This is a genomic window from Thermoanaerobaculia bacterium (assembly GCA_035593605.1).
GTDB lineage: Bacteria > Acidobacteriota > Thermoanaerobaculia > UBA2201 > DAOSWS01 > DAOSWS01.
Window position 1 is genome coordinate 85,026 of the sequence record DAOSWS010000009.1, and the last position, 22,820, is coordinate 107,845.

At 54.2% G+C, this 22,820-nt stretch carries 19 protein-coding genes; 4 read left to right on the forward strand and 15 right to left on the reverse strand.

The genetic code is table 11. The annotated features are described in order from the left end of the window. Positions 1–100 precede the first annotated feature (100 nt). Genes PLD04_06230 through PLD04_06295 form a run of 14 tightly spaced genes read right to left on the reverse strand, consistent with a single transcriptional unit; the run spans position 101 to position 11,504 of the window. Positions 101–406 (reverse strand): ATP synthase F0 subunit C, encoded by a 306-nt coding sequence (locus PLD04_06230; GenBank protein ID HXK67923.1) that lies wholly within the window; start codon positions 404–406, stop codon positions 101–103. A 15-nt stretch (positions 407–421) separates the two neighbouring features. After that, positions 422–1,120 carry a FoF1 ATP synthase subunit a gene (locus PLD04_06235; protein ID HXK67924.1) on the reverse strand — a complete coding sequence of 233 codons (699 nt, stop codon included), beginning with the start codon at positions 1,118–1,120 and terminating at the stop codon, positions 422–424. Further along, positions 1,113–1,451, reverse strand: coding sequence for a hypothetical protein (locus tag PLD04_06240; protein HXK67925.1), 339 nt, complete (start codon positions 1,449–1,451; stop codon positions 1,113–1,115). The genes PLD04_06235 and PLD04_06240 overlap by 8 nt, the downstream gene beginning before the upstream one ends. Beyond that, positions 1,452–2,876 carry an NADH-quinone oxidoreductase subunit N gene (locus tag PLD04_06245; protein ID HXK67926.1) on the reverse strand — a complete coding sequence of 475 codons (1,425 nt, stop codon included), beginning with the start codon at positions 2,874–2,876 and terminating at the stop codon, positions 1,452–1,454. Continuing rightward, positions 2,866–4,491: an NADH-quinone oxidoreductase subunit M gene (locus PLD04_06250; GenBank protein HXK67927.1), complete on the reverse strand. Its 1,626-nt coding sequence runs from the start codon at positions 4,489–4,491 to the stop codon at positions 2,866–2,868. The genes PLD04_06245 and PLD04_06250 overlap by 11 nt, the downstream gene beginning before the upstream one ends. Positions 4,492–4,498: 7 nt before the next feature. Further along, complete coding sequence (gene nuoL, locus PLD04_06255; protein ID HXK67928.1) at positions 4,499–6,535, reverse strand: NADH-quinone oxidoreductase subunit L; 2,037 nt, start codon at positions 6,533–6,535, stop codon at positions 4,499–4,501. After that, positions 6,536–6,838 (reverse strand): NADH-quinone oxidoreductase subunit NuoK, encoded by a 303-nt coding sequence (nuoK, locus tag PLD04_06260; GenBank protein ID HXK67929.1) that lies wholly within the window; start codon positions 6,836–6,838, stop codon positions 6,536–6,538. After that, positions 6,835–7,350 (reverse strand): NADH-quinone oxidoreductase subunit J, encoded by a 516-nt coding sequence (locus PLD04_06265; protein ID HXK67930.1) that lies wholly within the window; start codon positions 7,348–7,350, stop codon positions 6,835–6,837. The genes nuoK and PLD04_06265 overlap by 4 nt, the downstream gene beginning before the upstream one ends. Continuing rightward, positions 7,347–7,937, reverse strand: coding sequence for an NADH-quinone oxidoreductase subunit I (locus PLD04_06270; protein HXK67931.1), 591 nt, complete (start codon positions 7,935–7,937; stop codon positions 7,347–7,349). Before PLD04_06270 ends, PLD04_06265 begins: the two co-directional genes overlap by 4 nt. Before the next feature lie 9 nt (positions 7,938–7,946). After that, positions 7,947–8,987 (reverse strand): NADH-quinone oxidoreductase subunit NuoH, encoded by a 1,041-nt coding sequence (gene nuoH, locus PLD04_06275; protein HXK67932.1) that lies wholly within the window; start codon positions 8,985–8,987, stop codon positions 7,947–7,949. Further along, a complete protein-coding gene (locus tag PLD04_06280; GenBank protein HXK67933.1) occupies positions 8,984–10,081 on the reverse strand; it encodes an NADH-quinone oxidoreductase subunit D in 1,098 nt (365 codons plus the stop codon). Before PLD04_06280 ends, nuoH begins: the two co-directional genes overlap by 4 nt. Position 10,082: 1 nt before the next feature. After that, positions 10,083–10,697, reverse strand: a complete 615-nt coding sequence (locus PLD04_06285; protein HXK67934.1) for an NADH-quinone oxidoreductase subunit C — start codon at positions 10,695–10,697, stop codon at positions 10,083–10,085. Further along, complete coding sequence (locus PLD04_06290; protein HXK67935.1) at positions 10,690–11,157, reverse strand: NADH-quinone oxidoreductase subunit B family protein; 468 nt, start codon at positions 11,155–11,157, stop codon at positions 10,690–10,692. The genes PLD04_06285 and PLD04_06290 overlap by 8 nt, the downstream gene beginning before the upstream one ends. Then, positions 11,148–11,504, reverse strand: coding sequence for an NADH-quinone oxidoreductase subunit A (locus tag PLD04_06295; protein HXK67936.1), 357 nt, complete (start codon positions 11,502–11,504; stop codon positions 11,148–11,150). Before PLD04_06295 ends, PLD04_06290 begins: the two co-directional genes overlap by 10 nt. Positions 11,505–11,899: 395 nt before the next feature. On the opposite strand from PLD04_06295, the gene xseA reads away from it, so the two are divergent. From xseA to PLD04_06315, 4 genes are read left to right on the forward strand one after another with little or no spacing between them, the layout of a single operon-like run. Continuing rightward, complete coding sequence (gene xseA / locus PLD04_06300; protein HXK67937.1) at positions 11,900–13,216, forward strand: exodeoxyribonuclease VII large subunit; 1,317 nt, start codon at positions 11,900–11,902, stop codon at positions 13,214–13,216. Continuing rightward, complete coding sequence (xseB, locus tag PLD04_06305; GenBank protein HXK67938.1) at positions 13,192–13,455, forward strand: exodeoxyribonuclease VII small subunit; 264 nt, start codon at positions 13,192–13,194, stop codon at positions 13,453–13,455. Before xseA ends, xseB begins: the two co-directional genes overlap by 25 nt. Beyond that, a complete protein-coding gene (locus tag PLD04_06310; protein ID HXK67939.1) occupies positions 13,427–14,293 on the forward strand; it encodes a polyprenyl synthetase family protein in 867 nt (288 codons plus the stop codon). The genes xseB and PLD04_06310 overlap by 29 nt, the downstream gene beginning before the upstream one ends. After that, positions 14,290–18,390 carry an adenylate/guanylate cyclase domain-containing protein gene (locus tag PLD04_06315; protein HXK67940.1) on the forward strand — a complete coding sequence of 1,367 codons (4,101 nt, stop codon included), beginning with the start codon at positions 14,290–14,292 and terminating at the stop codon, positions 18,388–18,390. The genes PLD04_06310 and PLD04_06315 overlap by 4 nt, the downstream gene beginning before the upstream one ends. 10 nt (positions 18,391–18,400) lie before the next feature. Here the strand turns inward: PLD04_06315 and PLD04_06320 are convergent, their stop codons facing one another. After that, positions 18,401–22,798, reverse strand: a complete 4,398-nt coding sequence (locus PLD04_06320; protein ID HXK67941.1) for a hypothetical protein — start codon at positions 22,796–22,798, stop codon at positions 18,401–18,403. Between the last annotated feature and the right edge of the window lie 22 nt (positions 22,799–22,820).

The window sequence follows — 22,820 nt, forward strand, 5'->3', positions numbered from 1 at the left end:
TGACAGGCACTTCCCGCGGTGTCCCTCCTGAGGATCGGAACAAAAAAAAGGAAGGCAGCGCCTTCCTTTCAAGATGCGGTCAAAAAGGGTACAGAAATTCTTACTTGATCACAAAGGCGATCAACAGAGCGTAAATAACCAGGGATTCAATAAAGGCAAGACCAAGAAGAAGAGCGATACGGATCGGTCCTGCAGCACCCGGGTTCCGCGCCATACCCTCACATGCGGAGGAGATGGCACGAGCCTGCCCAAGGGCTCCGCCAAAGGCGGCAACGCCGATGGCAAAGGCGGCAGCAAGAGCACCCCACTTAACGCCCTGGTTTGCAGCGGCACCTTCCTCTGCCGCAAGGAGAGGCAGGGCAAAGATGAACAGTAACATGGCAACAAGTAAAATCGACTTTTTCACACGTTCCTCCTGATATTAATGTTCTTCACCCACGGCACCGCCAATATAGGCCATGGTGAGCATGATGAAGATAAAGGTCTGCATGGTTGCACCAATAATCCCGATCATCATTATCGGCCAGGGGACCAGGATGGGAAGAAGTTCGGAAAACTGGCCCGATACCGTATGTTCCCCGAAGATGTTACCGAAAAGACGAAGGCCGAGGGAAACAATGCGGACGGCATGGGAAATGGCCTCCACGGCGAACATAAAGAGGCCGATAGCTGCGACGGGTCCCATGAGCGTTTTGAGATATTTGAAAAATCCATGCCTCTTAATCCCTTCCGTGTTATAGAAGAGAAAGGCTGTGATCGAAAGGGCAAAGGTCGTATTCGGATTGGATGTGGGTGGGTTGAGAAAGAAGACGAGCCCCATGATGTTGGAGAGAAAGATAAAAAAAGTGAAGGCTCCGATAATGCCCAGGTAGGTGCGAGCCATACCGTGTCCGATCACATCCTCCATGAGGCCGCGCAGACCACCCACGATGGTTTCGAGCATGTGCTGCATCTTTCCAGGATGTTCCTGACTGATCTGTTTCCGGAACCAGAAGGAAAAGGCTGTAATGAAGAGAAGAATGACAAAGCCCATGATGACGTGGTCCGGGATTTCAAACCCCAGAACCGGCTCAAGCAAAGCATTGACCGGCCGAAAGAGGAAGGAATGGGCTTCATGCATGGAAGACCTCCTTCACGGCATAGGTCATGAGGGCCAGGACAAAGGTGGAAAACCCCAGAAGGACGCTCATCGCCCTTCCCGTCCAGAGGGCGAGCACGACAAAGAGGATGCTGACGATGAATAAAAACAGTACATTCTTCATAGAAAACTTTTTTGATTCTCCCCCGGCCGGAATTCCCATAATAGTCCGGCTCAGCAAAAGAAAGTTAACTATACCCAGAATCCCCCCACCTGTCAATGGCAGCAAATGGTCCGGCTTTCCAATCAGAATGGCGATCCCGTCACCCAGAAGGGTGTAGGCGAGGGTGAAAATCAGGATAAACCGGGTCATTCAGACAACGGGAAGCAGAGCAGAGCTCAGCACCTCGATAACCCAGTTGGGCATGAGACCGACCAGCAGGGTTCCCACGAGGCATATCACGACAGCCGTGGAGAGGCTCCAGTGTCGGCGAAGAGGAAGTTGCATGGTCTCGTCCCGCTGATACATGGCCACAATCGGCCCAAGGTAGTAGTAAAGGGAGACGGCACTCATCAGTACTCCCAGAACGGCAAGGATGACATAGCCGGCCTGAATGGCGGCCGCGAAGAGGAACAGTTTGCCTATAAACCCTGCGGTAGGTGGAATCCCCGCAAGTGAGAGCATGAAGACAAGCATACAGAAAGACAGGAAGGGGTGCGTGTGGTTCAGACCTCTGAAATCCTCAATCATCTCCCCTGCATAGGTTCTTGACTTCAGGAAGATCACCAGGGCAAAGGCTCCTGCCGTCATAAAAAGATAGGCAAGCATGTAGATCAGCACGGCTTTGATCCCCAGCTCACTGAAAGCCAGAAGACCCAGAAGGGCATATCCGGCGTGAGCGATGGAGGAGTAAGCCAGCATTCTCTTGATATTTTTCTGGACCAGGGCGACGAGATTACCAAAGACCATCGTGAGGGCAGCCGAGAGACCGATCAGGGTCGACCATTCCTGGTGCAGAGGCCCTAAACCTACGGCAAAGACTCGAAGCAGGACGGCAAAGGCGGCAGCCTTGGGACCAATGGCAAAGAATGCCGTAACGGGAGTCGGCGCCCCCTCATACACGTCAGGTGTCCAGACGTGAAAGGGCACGGCGGCCACCTTGAAGAGAAGGCCCGATGCGGTCAGAGCAAGACCTGCAACCAGCATCGGCTCTGCCCTCTGGATGGAGGAAGCGAGCACGGCGATATCCAGGCTTCCCGTCGCCCCGTAAATAAGGGAGAGGCCGTAGAGGAGAAGACCGGAAGAAAAGGCACCCAGAAGAAAATATTTGAACCCCGCTTCAAAAGATTTTTCCTGGTTTCTGCAGAAGGAGGCCAGAACGTAGGAAGACAGGGCCATCAACTCGAGCCCGACATAGATGGAGACCAGGTTTAGCGAGGTGACCATGAAGACCATGCCGGCAGTGGCAAAGATCAGGATCGCCGAATATTCGATGATCCCCCATCCACCTTCCTTGATGTATTCAAGAGAAAGAAGAAGGGTAAGAATTGAACCCGCTATGCACAGGCCGCTGAAAAAGAGGCCAAAACCGTCGATTGTCAACATTCCGGCAAAAGCGGTTCTCGCTCCTCCCTCCGCAGTCATGACCAGAGCCCCCATAGAGGCAAAGAGGGTCAGGAACGCAATCAGGATCCCCGGGCCTTTGGGTTCCTTTCGAATGAGAGCCGTCAGCAGCAGGATCAGGCCTCCGGCCGTCAGACAGAGTTGGGGAAGAAGAGCCAGGATATCAGTGTTCATCACCATGGCTCTCCTCGGAAGCCGGTTCCTTGGATACAGGTGCTTCCATCTTCATTTCGTGCTCGGGAAGCTGATAGAAACCTGAATCTACAATCTTGACGATGTACTTTACCGAATTTTCCAATCTCTCCAGGAAGGGCTTCGGATAAAGTCCGATCCAGAAAACCAGGATGATCAGGGGATAGAGAGTCCACTTTTCTCTGAGGGAGAGATCCTGGAGTCCTTCATTTTCCTTATGGGTCACTTCTCCGAAAAAGACCCGCTGGTACATCCAGAGCATATAGGCCGCACCCAGGACGATTCCGGTGGCGGCAAAGAGAGCCCAGACCCAGGATCGGTCAAAGGCACCCAGAAGGATTGTAAATTCGCCGACAAATCCGTTCATGGCCGGAAGGCCGATGGAGGAAAGCGTAATAATCATGAAAATGATGGCGTATACCGGCATCACTTTTGAAAGGCCGCCGTAGTCGGAGATCATTCGTGTGTGACGTCGCTCATAGACAATTCCGACCAAGAGGAAGAGGGCGCCGGTGGAGATTCCATGGTTGATCATCTGGAGCGTCCCGCCCGTGATCCCGGCCGGGTTGAGGGCAAAAATCCCCAGCATGACAAATCCCAGATGGGAAACCGAAGAGTATGCGACCAGCTTTTTCATGTCCTTCTGGGCCATGGCCACAAGAGCTCCGTAGATGATTCCGACAATGGCGAGGAAGACTCCTACCGGCAGCAATTCCCACGTCGCCTTGGGAAGGATGGGAAGAGAGAACCGGACAAAGCCGTAAGTTCCCATTTTCAGAAGGACGCCCGCAAGGATGACTGACCCGGCAGTAGGCGCTTCTACGTGCGCGTCAGGCAACCAGGTGTGGAAGGGAAACATGGGGACTTTGATCGCAAAGGCGATTCCGAACGCAAGGAAGATCCACCACTGCATCCCGGCTGGAATCATGGGAGCAATCTTATGGAATTGGAGCACATCAAAGGAGGGCGCATTCCCCAGACCCTCGATTCCGAAGAAACCCGTAGTGTTGTAAAAATAGAGAGCCAGGATGCCCAGAAGCATAAGTACGGATCCCAGCAGGGTATAGATAAAGAACTTGATCGCCGCGTAGAGTTTTCTGGGTCCTCCCCATATCCCGATCAGGAAATACATCGGGACAAGCATGATTTCCCAGAAGACGTAGAAGAGGAAGAAGTCCATGGACAGAAAGACACCCAGCATTCCCGTTTCCAGCATCAGGAGAAAGGCGTAATATTCCTTTTCCCGTTTTGTAATGGCCGTAAAAGAGCAGTATACCGAGATAAAGGAAAGCAGCGTCGTTAATAGAATGAGGAGCAGGGAGATACCATCCATGGCGAAGAAGTAATCCACGCCCAGGGAGGGTATCCACGAGATCCGCTCCGTAAACTGAAAGATGTCGAGTCCCGTGGCCTTCCAGTCATAGAGAGTCCACAGGGGCAGGCTGAGCAGGAATGTGACTCCCGTAAAGAAGGTGGCCAGCGTTTTGATCACCTTCGTTTGCTCCTTTCGGGTAAAGAGGATGATCAGGAGTGCTCCGGCCAGCGGAAGATAGGTGATGACGGACAGGATCGGTATGGTTTTCAAGGCATCCAGCATGGTCCCCTCACTTCATGAAAATGTAGATCGCGAGAGCGCAGAAGGCTCCCAGGCCAAGGATCAGGGCATAGTTGTGTACGACGCCGGTCTGGACTTTCCGGAAGACACGTCCCATCGCGTCCGCAAGCCAGGCCGACAGATTTACCAGCCCGTCGACAATTCGCAAATCAAAAAATCCGGAGAAGATACTCGTTCCCACGGTGGCATGGCGTGTGCCGTTGACAACACCGTCAATGGCCCGGGCATCAAAGGTTGCCGATCCATTGGCAAGATTCATGGTACCGGCCACTACGGTGGCGCCGTAAAGCTCGTCTACATAGTATTTATTAAAAACAACTCTGTGCAGGACGGGGTGACGGGTGACAAAACCTTTAACCCAGCCCCAGTCCCGATCCTTCATATAGAGAGCCCATGCGGTAAAGATCCCCAACCCCGCAACCGCCAGGGATCCAAGGATCAGCAGCCATTCCAGGGCCGGAGAGACATGGGCGGTATGGTGCTCCATGCCGTGAATCTCGGGGACAATCGTATTGAGAAAGTGCTTGATGAGGTTGAAACGTTCCGGAAATGGAAATCCCAGGCCGATCCATCCACCGACAAGGCTGAGCGCCGCCAGGACAATCAGCGGAAGGGTCATCGTGCGGGGCGATTCATGTGGATGAGCCGAGCCCCGGTATTCACCGAAAAAGGCGACAAAGACAGATCGGAACATGTAAAAGGCAGTAATGAAGGCTCCCCCCAGACCCAGTGCATAGAGACCGAAGACCCACCCGTGTCCCATACCCGAGGCAAAGACCGAGGCCAGAATACCGTCTTTGGAGAAAAACCCCGCAAAGGGAAAGATCCCCGAGATGGCCAGGGTTGCAATGAAGTAGGTACGGAAGGTAGTCGGCATGGACTTTTTTAGTCCGCCCATTTCAAAGATATCGTTCGTATGGCAGGCATGGATCATGGAGCCCGATCCCAGGAAGAGGCAGGCCTTGAAGAAGGCGTGGGTCAGTACGTGGAACATCGCGTACACGTACGCGCCCACTCCTGCGGCAAGGAACATGTACCCCAGCTGCGAGATGGTCGAGTAGGCCAGGATCTTCTTGATGTCCCGCTGCGCCACCCCCATCGTCGCCGCAAAAAAGGCCGTCACCCCTCCGACGATCGCCACAACGGCCATGGCTGTCGGAGAGAGGCGGAAGATGACGTTGCACCGCGTCACCATGTAGACGCCCGCGGTGACCATCGTGGCCGCATGGATCAGGGCCGAGACCGGCGTGGGACCCGCCATGGCGTCCGGCAGCCAGACATAGAGGGGTAGTTGTGCGCTCTTGCCCGTCGCCCCGATAAAGAGACAGATTCCGATAATCGTGGCAAAGGGCGCATAGAGTTCGGGATTGGCCAGAGCCTGGCCGAAAACTTCGTGATAGGAAAGGGACCCGAAGACCCAGAAGATGACAAACATCCCCAGAAGAAAGCCGAAGTCCCCGATCCGGTTCACGATAAAGGCCTTCTTTCCGGAATCAGCCGGCCATTTCTGCGTGTAGTAAAAGCCGATCAGGAGGTACGAGCAGAGGCCTACACCCTCCCAGCCCACGAACATCATCAGGAAATTGTCTGCCAGAATGAGGACAAACATGGCGAACATGAAGAGGTTGATATACGAGAAGAATCGTGTGAATCCCGGATCATCGTGCATGTAGCCGATGGAGTAAATATGGATCCAGAAACCGACGAAGCTCACAAAGAGAACCATCAGTGCGGACAGAGCGTCGATCTGCATTCCAATGGGAATGGAAACATCGACCAGAGTTCCGAAGATCGTGTGAAGCTGGCCCGCGGGAATCCAGAGGTACAGATTCAGATAGAAGGGTTGATGGATCCCCATGGACATGATCCAGTCAATCACGGCTCCAAAAGCCAGAACCGTGGAAAGCCCGACCGACGTGCACCCGATCCACGCAGTCGCACGTTTGGACATCGATCGCCAGAAAAGGCCATTGATAAGGAACCCGGCAAGGGGAAAGATCGGAATAAGCCAGATGAGGTTCTTCACTCAGCCCTCCAAGGATCTTATGACATCGGCTTCCACAGTTCGCCGCTGCCGGTAAATGGTGATGATAATGCCCAGGCCGATGGCTGCTTCTCCGGCCGCCACCGTGATCACAAAAATAACAAAAACCTGACCGGTCAGCTCTCCCCACTGCTGGGAAAATGCCACCAGGTTGAGGTTGACTGCGTTCAGCATCAGCTCGAGGCACATCAGAAGAGTAATGAGGTTCTTCCGCACCATGACTCCCACCATGCCGATGGAGAAGAGAAGGGCGGACAAAACCAGGTAATGGGTCGTGGTAATCATGGCTTCACCTCCCCCCTCCCCAGCAGAATTGCACCCACCATGGCAACAAGGAGAAAGACGGAAGCAACTTCAAAAGGTATAAGGTAGTTGAAGTAGAGGTGAAGACCCACGGCCTCCGTGTTGCCCCCGCCAGCCTGGAAGGCATCGAGAGGTACCGAAGGCGTCAGCACGGTAGCGGCCAGAAAGTGGATCAGGATAAAGGCAAGAAAGAGGGCAAGCAGAAAGGCCACAGGCCACTGACGATGCCATTTCCGGGTTCGCTTGAGCTCTTTCTGTGAGACAAACATGATGCCGAACAGGAAGAGCACCAGAATACCTCCTGCATAGACCAGAAGCTGGACGGCACCCAGAAATTCGGCATGGCGGAGGAAGAAGAGGGCCGCAACACCCACAAAGGAGACCAGGAGGCAGAGGGCAGCGCGCATCGGATTGCGCAGAAGGACTACCCCGACGGCCCCCAGGAGTGTGAGTGCCCCAAAGATATAGAAAAAGATCAGAGCCAGGCCGCTCATTCCTTACCTCCTCCACCTTCTCCGGATCCGGAAATCTCTCCGGGTGCCGGTTTTTCCAGAGCCTTATCCGGTCCAGCCGGTGCGGGCACGGGAGCTTTGGGTGCAGGTTTCTCCTCGGCGGGCGGATCGGGCAGGCCGGTATAGGTATGCAGCTTTTCCATGTCGAAATAGAGCTCTTCGTCCCGGCTGTATGTTGCCCCCTCATAGGTCTTGGTTGTCAGATAAATAGCAAGAGGCTTGGTCGGGCACGCTTCTTCGCAGAGACCGCAGAACATACAGCGTTTCACATCGATATCAAAGCGGTCCAGAACCTTTTTTCTCTTTCCTTCCGGTGTCTGCTCCGGATGCCATTCGATGTAGATAATATCGATGGGGCACGCCTTGGCACACATCTCACAGGAAATGCACACATCGGGAAGGAATTTAAAGATTCCCCGAAAGCGGTCGGTCGGATCAATCCGCTCTTCGGGGTATTGCACCGTGAACTTCTTACGGAACATGTGCTTCCACGATGTATAGAGTCCGACAAACAGGTCAATGAGAAGGAGGTTCCTGAACCAGCGTCCGAGGGATTGTTTCTCTTTCATCGTCCCTCCTCAGGCAAAGACCCAGAGCTTTAGCATGGCCAGGGCAATCACGTTCAGGATGGCGAGGGGAAGGAGCCATTTCCATCCCAGAGCCATCAGCTGATCGAAACGGTAACGGGGAAAGGTGGCACGGAACCAGATCAGAAGGAAGAGGAAAACAGCCACCTTGGCGAAAAACCAGAAGAGGGGAAGATCGATCATCGTTCCCCTTGTCACCGAAGGAAAGGGAGGAAGCCATCCGCCCAGAAAGAGAACGGTACCAATGGAGGATACAAGAACCATATTTGCGTACTCTGCCATGAAGAAGAGGGCGAATTTCATTCCTGAGTACTCGGTGTGGTAACCCGCGACCAGTTCCGATTCGGCCTCGGGGAGGTCAAAGGGTGTTCGGTTGGTTTCCGCTACGGCACAGACAAAAAAGATAAAAAAGGCGATAAACCCTGGAAAGATGAACCACATGCCCGATTCAGCCTGTGCTTCGACAATCCGAACCAGGGAGAGGCTTCCCGCAAGGATCAGGACGGCGACGATGGCAAACCCCTGGGGGATTTCATACGAAACCATCTGAGCAGCGCTTCGAAGACCGCCCATCAAAGAATATTTATTGTTGGAAGCCCATCCGCCCAGAATCAGCCCGTAAATTCCCAGAGAAGATAGCGCAAGAACCAGGATCATGCCGATGTTGACATCGGTCACGTAGAGGGTGACCGGTTCCTTCAAAAGACCGAAAATTGTGGATTCTCCTCCAAATGGGATCACCGAAAAGAGCATCAGCGCGGGGACAAAGACAAGGATAGGGCCAAGGAGATGAAGAAATTTTTCAGAGCGGGACGGAATGATATCTTCCTTGGTGATCAGCTTGATCCCATCGGCAATGGGCTGAAGAAGCCCGATGGGACCGGCCCGGTTTGGACCGATTCTTGCCTGCATGAATCCGAGGATTTTTCGTTCCGCCCATGTGGACCATGCCACGATAGTCATGACGATGGCTACAACCACCAGATATTTAATGAGCGGAATAACGACGAGACCCAGAAGAATGGAATTCATCGGTCGATCTCCCCGAGAACGATGTCCAGGGTCCCAATCACCGCTACGACGTCGGCGATGAGATGCCCTTTGCAGAGGGTTTCAATCGCCTGAAGGTTCACGAAGCAGGGCGGACGTACCTTGACCCGGTAGGGTTTATCGCTCCCGTCACTGACAATGGAAAATCCCAGCTCCCCTTTGGGGGCTTCCACCGAGAAATAGACCTCGGCAGGCTTGGGTTTGATAATCTTGACACCCTTGGCGATGATATCGCCCTCGGGGATCAGCTTGAGACACTGCTCGAGAATCCGGTTGGACTGCCGCATTTCCTCCATCCGGACGAGATACCGGTCATAGGTGTCTCCATTATTTCCAATTGGAATCTCAAAATCGAGGCGGTCGTAAACTTCATAGGGCAGGGCCCTTCGGACATCCCACTGGACTCCGCTTCCTCGAAGAGGAGGCCCCGTCAGTCCCCAGTCGATGGCTTCTTCCGGAGAGATGACACCGACGTCCACAGTCCGCAGTTTCCAGATCCGGTTCTCCGTCAAAAGATTGTGGTAGTCCTGCAGCTTCTCGGGAAAGAGCTCAACGAATTCCCGAACCCGGTCAAGCCAGCCCTCGGGTACATCACAGGGAAGGCCCCCGATCCTCATGCAGTTCAATGTAAGTCGAGCCCCGCAATATTCTTCAAAGAGATCGAGAATCATTTCCCGCTCACGGAAGCCGTAGAAGAAGGGGGTGAGAGCACCCAGATCGAGAGCGTGGGTTCCAAGCCAGACAATATGGCTTGCAATCCGTTGCAGCTCCGCAAGGATAATCCGGATGAACATGGCCCGTTCCGGAACTTCAATGCCAAGAAGTTTTTCAACGGCTCCGACGTAAGCCTGGTTATTGGTAGCGGCCGCCACATAATCCATGCGGTCCGTATGGGGGATATTGGCCTGGTAGGATTGATTTTCAAAGAGTTTCTCTGTCCCCCGATGGAGATAACCGATGTGAGGATCCACCGAGATAATGCGTTCCCCGTCGATTTTTAAAACCAGACGGAGTACCCCGTGGGTTGCGGGGTGCTGTGGGCCCATATTCAGTTCGAGTTCTTGAATGTCAAACATGTCAGTCCCCCTCCTTCGCGGGGGATTTTGCGGCGGGTGGGGCGGGGGCCTCTTTCATCACCGGTCCGCCACCGTCAGGATAACGATCCTCATAGACCGCAGCACCGGTATCGATTCCCCTGAGCGGAAAATCCTTTCTCAGCGGATGACCGTTAAAGCCTTCCCAGGTCAGAATACGGCGAAGATCGGGATGGCCGTCAAATTGAATTCCCAGGAGATCATAGGCTTCTCGCTCCAGCCATCCCGCCGTTTTCCATATGCCTGTTACTGTGGGTACGGCCTCCGATTCGGAAACCTCAACCTTCAGGCGAATCCGGTCCTGTGTGTTCATGTTGTGCAGGAGGTAGGCCACAGTAAAGGGTCGCTCCGCCTCGGGATAGTGAATCCCAATCAGATCGACGAGATAGGTGAACCCGGAGGTTTTGAGATGGGAGCAAAGGTCTGTGAGCTGACCGGCATCTACGGTACAGGTCAGTTCACCGGCATAGATCACGGCCGAAAGGACCGACTCTGCGAATTTTTCCTTTAATTCCACAACCCGTGGATGGTCCCACGCTTCGACAGCTTCGGGCTGGACCCTCTTGGCGGGGACAGCAGGAGGTTTCTGTTCAGCCACGGGAGGCCTCCCCGGCGCCAAACACCCTGGTCGCCATGATCTTTTTCTGCAACTGCATGATGCCGTAGATCAGGGCCTCGGGGCGGGGCGGACAGCCCGGAACATAGACGTCCACGGGGATAATCCGGTCCACACCCTGGGTTACGGCATAGGTCCGGTAGGGTCCGCCGCAAACGGCACAGGATCCCATGGCAATCACCCACTTGGGATCAGCCATCTGATCGTAGAGCCGTTTGACCACTGGAGCCATCTTCTCCGTCACCGTACCCGCGACGATCATGAGATCACACTGACGCGGAGATCCCCGGAAAACCTCGGCACCAAAACGTGCAAGGTCGTATCGGGGATCCATGGCGGCCATCATTTCAATGGCGCAACAGGCCAGCCCGAAGGAAAAGGGCCAGATCGAATACTTTCTGCACCAGTTGACGGCAAAATCGAGGGGAGTCGTTAAGCCCATTTCAATGCCTCTTTCTTCCATGCATAAACGTATCCAACCACCAAAATCGCCAGAAAGACAATCATTTCGATGAATCCAAAGAGGGCCAGCTTCTTCAGGGTAACGGCCCATGGATAGAGGAATACGGTCTCCACGTCAAAGATGACAAAGAGAACGGCGATGATGTAATAACGGATCGAGAATCTAAAATCGTGTGCCTGGTGCTCGATGGGATTACCGCACTCATAGGGTTCACTCTTGACGGGATTGGGCTTTCGACGCATCAAAATCCTTGCCAGGAGCAAAATCAGAATGGGAACGCTGAGAGCCACTAGTGAGGCGAGAAGAATCGGTACGTAGCCCTCCATAGTACGCACCTCCTTTCAGCGAATCGTGCCTATTGTAAGGGTTAGGGCCGATTTGTCAAGTTCAGGATACGCGCCTTTTATGTGAAATATTTCTTATATCAATTCATAGCAAACTACACAAGCATTTCGCGGCATGTTCGACGATACTTTCGGTCCTTTTTCACCATGCAGCAAGTAGTCAAAACAATAGAATGTAAGCACGAACTTACCCACCTTTAATTATGTGAAATATATCACTACATACCATAACCTCGCGATTTGACCCTGTCATGCAGATGAACGGTTCCGTCCCATCCATGGAAGGAATCATTCGTGGTCGTACTTACAGACGATACGCCTGCAGCGCAGGTGAAGGATTCGCAACCGGCTGCAGACCTGCATGCTAGAATGGCGAGGTGAGGATCTACACCGTTTCCGAGCTTCTTCAAAAGGTTCAATGGACGCTGGAGGACACATTCGGGACGGTCACGGTACGGGGAGAAGTTTCCCAGTGTACCCGATCCAGATCCGGCCATATCTATCTCACCCTGAAAGACGCTTCTTCCGCTCTCTCTTCCGTGATCTGGTCTACCACGGCAAGCCGGCTTCCCTTTCAGGTCGAAGAGGGGTTATCCTTCCTGGCCACAGGGCGTCTTACGATTTACGCTCCCCAGGGAAGGTTTCAAATGGTGATCTCCCACCTTGTTCCCGATGGGATTGGTGCCCTCCAGCTTGCCTTTGAGCAATTAAAAAAGAAACTGGCCGCCGAGGGTCTCTTCGATGGTTCCCGGAAGCGATCCCTTCCCGCACTTCCTCTTCGTGTGGGGTTGATCACCTCTCCCACGGGAGCAGCCATTCGAGATTTTCTTGCGATGGTATCCAGAGCTCCGGCACCTCTGGATATCACCCTCTATCCCGTGCGGGTGCAGGGTGAACTTGCCGCAAAGGAATGTATTCGAGGTCTGGAGGTCTTCGCATCTCTGAACGATGTTGACGTTATTGTCATTACAAGAGGTGGCGGTTCCCTGGAGGATCTTCAACCCTTTAACGAGGAGTCGCTCGCCAGGGCCGTGGCTGCAAGTCCCATTCCGGTGATTTCCGCTGTGGGGCACGAAGTCGATATGACCATCTGTGACATGGTTGCAGATCTTCGATGCCCGACCCCCACCGCAGCCGGAGAGACCCTCGCGCGACGCATGGAAACAGAAGTCCAACGGATCTCCGACCTGGAAGGAAGGCTTCAGAGCTATGTAAGAGGCTGGTTTGATGAGGAAATTCGGAACCTTCAAATCCTCCGTCGTCATCTCAACCTGAATCATCTTTCCCGAAGAGTCCTTGAGGCCCGGGAGAACCTGAACCGGATGAGACTACATATTCGCCGGGGACTTACCCTTGCAATGGACGATCAGTACCGATGCCACCGGGAGCGGGCCGTACAGGTGAAGGAGTGGATGACCGCACTCGTATTAACCCATGCTAAATCTCTCCCCACACGTCGTCAACTTTTTTCCCTTCTCCGCCAGAATTTTAAAAGGAACCGGGACTTCGTCTCGTCACTTTCCCGACAGCTAAAGCTCCTCGGTCCGAGACAGGTTCTCGCCAGGGGATACAGTATTACGAGGAAGAAAGATACGACTATAGTAAAATGCTCTACAGATGTGGATTCCGGAGAGATCCTCACCATCATGCTTCACGAAGGGAATCTGACATGCCGGGTCAACGAAAAGGATTAACGTACGAAAAGGCTGTCGCCGAGCTGGAGGCTATCATTCAGCGGCTGGAAGATGGAGAAGCCGGACTGGAGGAATCTCTCACCCTTTTTGAGAGCGGGATCGAGCTTCTCACATTCTGTGAATCCAAACTGAACGAGGCTCAGGGAAAAGTGGAGAAAATCCTTGAGCGTGCCGACTCCCTCTTCAGGGAATCCCTGCAGACTGAAGACAATGCTGAAGATCTGGAAAGCGAAGATTGAAGAGATTCTTCCGGTTCTTGTTCCCGAAGCGACGCCTCCGTCTCTTCGGGAAGCCATGCTCTACTCGCTCCTGGCTGGAGGGAAGCGGTTTCGCCCTCTTCTGGTTCTGGCCTCCGCCCACGCTCTTGGCCGGGAAGCCGACCCGCTCGTGGAAGCCGCCTGCGCCACAGAATTTATTCATACCTATTCTCTGATCCACGATGATCTGCCGGCGATGGACAATGATGTTCTGAGGAGGGGAAAACCCACCTCTCACGTTCGGTTTGGGGAAGCCACGGCAATCCTGGCAGGAGATGCCCTGCACACGGAAGCCTTTCATATTCTTTCCCTCCATCCTGCCACCGTTGCTCCAGAAATTCGTATTCGTTCCATCGAAACCCTGGCCCGAGCATCCGGTGCCGAAGGTATGGCGGGGGGCCAGGTTCTGGACATGGAGGCGAGTGAAGCCCCGGCCACCACAGCCTCACTGGAAGCAATCCACCGGGGAAAGACCGCACGACTCATCCAGGCCTCCGTACTCATGGGAGGTCTGTATGCCGGAGCTTCAGAATCGAGACTCTCCCAGTTTGAACAGTTTGGTCTTGACCTGGGCCACCTTTTTCAGATTACCGATGATATTCTGGATGAGACCTCCACCGCGGAAGCCATGGGAAAGAGTCCGGGAAAAGACCGCGAGCAGAACAAGATTACAGCCACCCGGATTCTTGGGCTTTCCGGGGCTCTGGAAAGCGCAAGGGGGCTGGCATCCCGTCTTGACAGCATACTTCAGACAATGGAAGGAGACGACCGACCCCTTCGTTCCCTTGTCGACCTCGTGACCTCCCATCTTCCCGAATGAACCTTTCCCCCTTTCTTCCCCTGACCCTTCGCTCCATCCTGGAAAAACACGGGGAAGACTGGCCTCCTCAATTTCTCATAGGGACGACTCTCTTTGCAGATATATCCGGTTTTACTCAACTCTCCGAAGCTCTGACGCGGATGGGACGGGAAGGATCCGAATATCTCACTCGAATCCTGAATGAAACCTTTACCGAAGTAATCGACCGGCTCCATTTCTGGGGAGGAGACGTCATGCGGTTTGCCGGGGATGCGGTGACGGTATTCTTTCCGGAATCCCGGGGTGAGCAGGCAGCCATCCATGCCGCCCTGGATATTCAATCCTTCATGAAAGCCCATCCCGAAGTACAGAGTCCCGTTGGAACCTTCCCCATCCGAATCAAGATCGGGATAGCCTCCGGTACTCATACCCTGATGATGGTCGGACAGGGAAACACCCGGGACTATGTCTTTGCGGGAGAACCTGTCGACGGATCGGCCGAAGCCGAGCATCACGCCGAAGCAGGTGATGTAATTCTTCATCCGACATGCCACGGTTCCGGTGGTACCTTTTTCAAAGTCAAACCTCGCACGCCGGCTTCCCCATCCAGTCACGGCATTTCGGACATTGTTTCCGTCTCGGAAGAACTTGGGCGTCCCTTTCTTCATCCCGCACTCTCAGATAAAATCCTCTCCGGCCATGCCCATCTGATGAATGAGCACCGAAAGGCCAGCATTCTCTTTGTTTCGTTTGGTGCCGTAAGTGATTATATGAACATTGATGAATTGACCTTCCTGCAGGATGTGTACTCCGAGGTTCGCCAGCTGATCGACCACTATGACGGCTATATCAACAAAGTGGATATGGGCGACAAGGGCAGTAAGTTTCTTATCACCTTTGGAGTACCCCGCAGCCACGAAGATGATGGAGAACGAGCGGTGGGCGCAGCCGAGGATTTGATGGAACTCTCCAGAAAACGTTCGATCCCCATGGCCATTGGAATTAACACGGGCGTTATTTTTTCAGGAATTCTGGGAAGTCAGCAGCGGTGTGAATTTACGGTCATGGGAGACGACGTCAACCTTGCGGCACGGCTTATGCAGCTGGCCGAACGGGACAGGATTGTTCTGAGTGAAGGAACGAAAAAAGCCGCGCCGTCCTATTCCTACCAGGCCCTGCCTCCGACAACCGTAAAGGGAAAAAAGGAACCGATATCGATCTTTATTCCTCAGAAACGGGGAGAGGGGCAGACGATACAGTCCCAGTTCTTTGTCGGGCGCACAGAAGAACTCCGAAATGCGATTGAATTCCTGGACTCCCAGAGGGGACAACCGGCATTGCTCGGCATCCAGGGTGAGGCAGGAATCGGAAAGAGCGCTTTCTTCAGCCGTCTCAGTGAGGAATTTGACGACAGGAGTACGCTTCTTTTCGGCCACAGTCAGCCTTTTACATCAAGGTTCCCCTTTCACCCATGGAAAAAAATCCTCTTTGACGGACTCAACCATCTCAAGGTTTCGGGTGCGGTTGATCCCGCAGGAAAATGGCCCGCTTATCTTAAAGATAAATATCCTGACCTTCTCGCCTTTGCTCCCCTTCTTCTGGACCTTCTGAACATACCTCACAGTCTCCCACCCATCCAGGCCGATGATCAGACACGGAAGAGCGTCATGAACCGACAGGTTCAGATCCTTTTGAACGGTCTTGCGGAGCAGGGGACCACGCGGGTCGTTCTCAACAACACCCAGTGGATCGATACGGAAAGTATCGATCTTATCCGTAATCTTCTTCGTATCATGGAACCTCCTTCTCCGGCTTTTATTCTCCTGGGCAGATCCCCTCTGGAAGGCATGGAAACTCACATCTCCACGCTGACCTTACTCCTCTCCCCCCTGAACCGGGAAGAATCCCTGGAAATTCTTGAACACCTCCTGGGTACCCGGCATATCCCCGAGAAGCTCCTGAACGAAGCCATGGATGCCTCTCATGGCCATCCACTTCTTCTCCGAGAAACAATCCGCACCTTCTCAGAATCGGGATATATCGCTCGAGATGCGGACCATCCAGAAATTCTCTTCCTGGACGAGACCCGCCGTCCCTCGATCCCGGCGACACTGGAAGACGTGGTCATGGCCAGATTTGATCGACTGTCTGCCAACAATCAGGCTTTGTTAAAAAAGCTCTCGGTTCTTGGAGACAACATCCCTCCAGGTCTGCTGAAACGGGTGATTTCCGACACCAGCCAGGAACGGCCTTCCCTGGAAGGACTGCTTATTGAGGGTGAATTTATTTCCAGACATCCAAAGACAGGCCATGTCTTTTTTGTTCAGAACCATATCCGTTCAACGATTTACGACAGCCTGGATTTTGGATCCCGACGAGATCTTCATCGTCTTGCCGCCCATGAATTTGATTCCTTTCTTCCCCGGAACCATCCGGACAGGGATCAGATCCTTGCCTTTCACTACATGGAGGCCAGGGATTTTGAGGGTGGGTGTGACTTCATCATCCGGGCTGCCCAGAAGGCCTATGTAAGTTATGCCTTCCCCACGGCGGTTCATTATGCGAAGGCCCTCCTGGATCAAGAATCGCTCCTTCTTCAGGGAGATCGCTTTACTGAAATGGCTTATACCTGCGGAGATGCTCTGATCAAGATGGGGAGGTTTCCGGAAGTGCTTTCCATCTTTCACGATGAATTCATCAGCAGAAGCCCGGAGGGAGACGGCAGGGCCCGCCTTCTCAAGATTGCCGCCGATGCCTATCGGCTCACAGGAAACTTTCCCCAGGCTTCGGAAAGCCTTGAGGATGCGCTGACCAATGCAGAGGATGATCTTCAGACCTTCCGTGTCCTGGAAACCAAGGGGACCATGCTGGCCCAGACCAGCCGATTTGAAGAGGCCATGGCACTCTTCACCTCTCTAACAATGGACTATCGGGAAAGGGTCTCTGCGGAGGACCTGGCCCGGACAGCCACGGTTCGGGGTCCCCTGCTCTTTATCACGGGGCAGAGGAACGAGGCTTTTGAACTCCTCGAACACGCGAAGGAAACCTTCATCAACCTGGGTGAGATCGCCACTGCAATCCGGATCCTCAACAACATGGGGAGTTTTCTGGGTATTTCAGGCGAGCATGAAGCTGCTCTTGAAGCCCTTCTGGAATCTCTTGAATATCAGGAAAAATTCGGCATCCAGCAATACCTCATCTCTACGATCAATGAAATCGGGACGGAATCAATGCTTCTGGGAAAATGGAAAGATGCTCTCTACCATTTCAAGCACGGACTCTCTCTATCCCGCCGATTTAATGACCCTCTGGACGTTCGGATCTACTGTAACCTTTCGGAGCTGTATCAGTACTGCGGCCGGTATAAAGATGCGATGCATTACTTACAACAGGCCCGCGAATCCGCCGAACGTCACCATTTCGAAACGATTCGTGTCACTTTTTACTGGGTTGAGTTTCTCTCCCTCGTCCGGTACAGTTCCGCTCTTCTTCGAATGACCCGGCGTCTGGAGCACGAAATTGAACAGGAGAAAGCCAATTATCTGAAACTTCTCTGTGACAGTTACAGGGCCCATGCCTTTTATCTGACGGAAAAGAGAGAAGAAGCCGCTTCGCTTGCTTCTGAAGTTCTTGAGAATGCACGGCGGTTCAACCTGAAAAAAGAGGCCTATCTCGCCACGCGAACTCTGTTTTCCTGCACGGAAGATGAACCTGTCCAAAGGGATTACATCAAGGAATTAAAGAGACTGGCGGCGGAAAACCACTCCGATCAATTTTCCCTGGAGACGCTGATTCTGGAACTGTCTGATCGAAAAGAGGAATCGTTGATTCAGGAAGGTGACGCGATCCTGGGACGGGCACCCTTTGCCCACCTGGCATGGATTTTCCATCTCAGGGTAGCCGAGTTTTGTCTTTCTATGGGAAATCGGGATGAAGCTGCATCCAGGATTTCACGGTCTCTTGGAATCTACAATTTTCTTGTGAGCCATTCTGGAAAGAACTCCATTGGATCGATTCTGGAACATTCAACGGAAGCCAATCTCCTTCACCGTCTGATTTCTGAACTTTCCATCGATTCCGGGAGCCCGCCTCCGGAACTCTATTCGATCCTCGATTAAACTCTTCGGTTTACGGAACGACCCGTACGCGATAGCAGGCGAAGGCGGCGCCGTCCGTAAATGTGTACCAGCACGTTACCGCGTCACACCACGTTCCGTCTCCCGCCGGGATCGTCTGCACCAGGGCCCGGCCAGATCCGTCCGGGTCCGTGTCCCGGTACACTTCGTAACTGAATCCCGTGTCCGAAGCCAGACGCTCCCATGTCACCGTCACGTCGCTCCCGCTCCAGACCACGTCACTCAGATAGGCAATGTACACCGGCGTATCCAGGCTCCCCGTGTAGTCGTCCGACCCTGAAGCGTTCGATCCCCACAACGTCGGAAGGACCACTTCCCCGGCCCCATAGTGATACACCACCGTCGGGCCCGATTCAAAGGTCCCCGAAAAGTCCCAGCTGTATCCCGTCATATCACAACAGGAACGATCGTCAAAGCTGAAGGCCGCGTCGTCCCATTCATCCTGACCCCACGTGTAGTAGGCCACCGGATTGATTCCCTCCGTGTCGATCGACGTCGAGGCATACGCTCCCTCGCATGACGTCCCCGAGTAGAGCGTCGTCCCGCTCGAGGTCAGCGTCGTCGAACTCTTGCAGTTCATCGCGTACCCGTTCTGAGACACGTCTACCCACGCGTACCCCTTCGAGTGGGTGTCCGTGAAAAAGACCCCTCCGTCTCCCGCTCCCACCGAACTCTCCGACACACCCACAAGAAGACCGTTCGACGACTTCGCGAAGGCTTCCACCGCGCCTGACGTCCCTTCCATACCCTCGTCCGAGGCTTCCCACGCGCACGTCCCCGAGGGCTCGCCCACGGTCGGGCACCCCTCTCCTCGATAGACCCGAATCCACGGGCTCGTCGGCGAATAGGCACATCCCAGAAAAACCGTCCCCGCACTCACCACCCCGATCGAATCCTGGTGGATCGCTTCAAAGTCGCAGTCCGTGTCCAGTCCCGCCGTCGCCTGTACTGTCCACGATCCTTCCCCGATCTTCAGCCATGCCGATCCGTCCCCCGACGCACGGGCCGGTGCCTTCACCCCCGCACGGGCACCCCACGTAAACCCGTTCAACGCGCGCTTCGGCGTGTAGCAGTCCCCGATCTCATAGACATTCGAAAACCCCGACGGCGCGTCAAAGGTCCACGTCCGACCGTAATCCGAGGAAAGGTAGGTACCCGAGTCCGCTCCTGCCCACATCTCGCAGTACGGCCCCCGGTACTCCACGTCGTATACCTCCCCCGTCGTCAATCCCGTGGATAGGCCCCAGAGATCACTGTAGAGAGGAGAGCTGGTCTCAAACTCCCGCCAGAAGGCACCATCTTCCTTTGTACCAGCGATCAGGGAGGCTGCCCCTCCTCCCAACGGTGTATCGGTCAGGGAAACAACAAATATATCGTGAACAACCGTTCCATCGGATCGACGGACCGAACCGGCAGGGTAGTAACTCAACCCGCTGTCAAAGGAAATCATAACCCCGTACCCCCGGGATGCGGCCGCGACAATCGCGGGTTCATCGGGCTTTACAGTCAGGTCGGTGATTTCCGGGGGAAGGTTGTAAAATCCATCGATCTTTTCCCACTGGGAGGTTTCCTGGCTGCATCTCCAGATCTTGTTGTTTGCGGTTCCGGCATAGAGATAGAGAGAGGAACTCGATCCCCGATGAAAACGGGGATCGAAGGCAAGATCGGTGATCTTCGTGTTCCAGAAGTTCATGAAGGGGTCGGCATCCACGGGCGCAGTCCAGGTTCCCTGTGCCTGGTTCAGGGAAGTCCAGTAGAGACCCTCCACCGTCCCAATCGTTGCGTTGTAGGAAACACCGTAAAAATAGGTCAACAGGTCCGGTGTGGAATTTGCATCCAGGGCAGGATGCATCCGGACGATCGGAATGATTCCCGTACTTCCGATCTGGACCTGGGCATAGGATCCCACACTTCCTTTCTCCACCGAATAGAGAAGACCCAGTCCCGAGGATCCCGCCATTACACTGGTATACTCTGAATTCGTTCCCATGTAACCATTGTCAAAAAAGGGTGATACCGCCACGCTGAGGATAGGAATACCCGGGAATTGCGCTGACGTCACGTTGGACCAGGAAGACTGACCGGTCCTCTTGTACAGGCCATCCACTGTGGCGGCAAAGAGGACATCATCAGAGGGAAAAGAGGGAGAAATCTCAAGGTCGTACCCGATGGGAACGACCGTATTATTGGGGGGCTGGGGAAAGGAAACTTCAAGGGCCCAGGTCAGCCCGGCATCTTCGGATCGGTACACCTTTGCCAGCCGGGTCATGGCAAAGAGTGTCGAGTCTGAAGAGAATCCAGGAGACAGCACAATATCGACGACCGGATCTCCCGGGGGAAAGGTATTAAGCCATATCCATGAAGAGCCGCCGTCATCGCTTCGATAGATGCCGTTTCTGGTCGTTCCCAGATAGAGGGTCTGTTTGCCCGGAGACTCTACCGGCTGAGAATCATCAAAGGCGGGATGGATGGCCACACAGGTCCCCTTGACACCCGACGGTGTGCCTGCGGGGACTCTGGGGTCGTAAAAGTACCGGACGAAGTATCCGCTTCCTCCCAGCCCTGCCGGATCATTCCAGATCCCGTACCGGCTCTTGTACATCCCGTCGGTCAGGGAGGAAGCAAAGAATACGGGCGGATTGGTGGGAGATATCGCCAGACGACTCACGTTTTTCGTCAGAATGGGATCGGTCGCGGCCGCCATCTGCCCTTCGTTCCCCAGTGGAATTGGCGGAGCAGCGGGTGCGTCACAGTCCTGTACAACAAGGCCGGTTCCCACCGTACCGACAAGGATTCCACCCCCACCCCCACTACCCTGGCATGCATCGGAATGAACCGATTTTGGAAAACCCCTGAATCCGGGAAAGGCCATATAGGGTTCTCCGGTAGCACAGGAATCGAGGGCATAAATTTCTTCCCTTGTCGCGGCAACGCTTTTGGCGCCGGTCTGGGGATCGACGGAAACGTCGATGAAATCCCCTGCGGGTATGGAGAAACCTACACCGCCGCAGTAGGGGGTAAAGGAGGAACCGTCATAGAGAAAGACTCCTTCATCTCTTGTTCCCGCGAGGACATCGAAGGGGCCAGATGTTCCATACATGGAATCGTAGGGAACGCCCGTTACGGAAAGATAATCGATATTGGTGGTGGCCAACGCGGACCAGGTCGATCCATCCCACGCAAAGATATTCCCCTCATCCGGACCCGAGGTTTCGGTTGCGGCAAAGAGGAGATCCCGGTCCACGTCGTAAAAGATGTCATTCAGGTTCAGGTTTAAACCCTGCGTATCCATAAGAACCCAGTCATTGGACTGCACGGTTTCACGGCTGATCTCGATCTCGTCGAGGTACCAGCCCTCCGCGGTATCCGCCGAATCGGAGGTGAAGAGAAACCGGATTTTCACGTTATTTCCCGTATAGGAACTCAGGTCGATGTCCCGAAAGGACCACCCGAAGGGAGGCCCTGAATAGGGAGGGAGGAGATTGGACCAGATCATGCCTCCATCGGTGGAAATCTGGGGGGTGCAGAAATCCTGCGCCCGGGTGTCATAATATTCGTTGTAATAGAGGTGGTATCCGTGACCCGGCATCGATCCCAGGTCGATGGGAGCAGCCAGAGTGAGCGTGGACCACTCGTTGTTATCGTAAAAGTAATAGCAGGCCGACCCGACCTGGCCTGCCTTGTAGGCGTGACCCGGGGAATAGTACCAGCAGCTGTCGATGTACCAGGACCCTGTGACTTCCCAGTTATTCATTCCCGATTCCGCTCCATCGGGATCAAGAAGACGTTCGGTTACCGTGGGTCCCACCCATGAACCCTGCCCCATGTTGTTGGAGAATGTGCGGGTAAAGATCCCGACACCCCGGATGGCAAGATAGACATCCCACGTACTCATGGCCCAGCCCGGAGCCATGGCGATGCTTACCGCATCCCGGTATCCCACCTGGTTTCCCGAACCATCCTCCAGTCCCGCCGTATCCGCCCAGACCCAGCCCGGGTCATAGGAAATCTTTCCATAGACTCCGTCTCCCGCCAGGGCCGCCAGCGCGCCGTCCGGGGTTCCATTAACTCCCGTGAGCTTCTTTACCGACAGATCGACAAGCCCGTTATTGTACGACGACCAGGAAATGGTGTTGTCATAGGGATCCCAGGAAGAATAGATACCTGCTTCCGTGGCAATCCAGATATCGACCTGGCTGGGAAAGCGGAAGATATCGTTGACCGATCCGGAGACCACACCCTGCTTTTCCCACATTGGCGTAGATCCGCCCCCGGCCATGGGGGCTTGAACAGGCTGGATTTCAATCAGGGGAGCAGAACGAACACGATTCTGAGCTACCGCCAGAGAACTGATCATGGCGAGAATAAGAAACCAGGGCAACCACCGCATAGGCCCTCCTCCCCCTTATCAT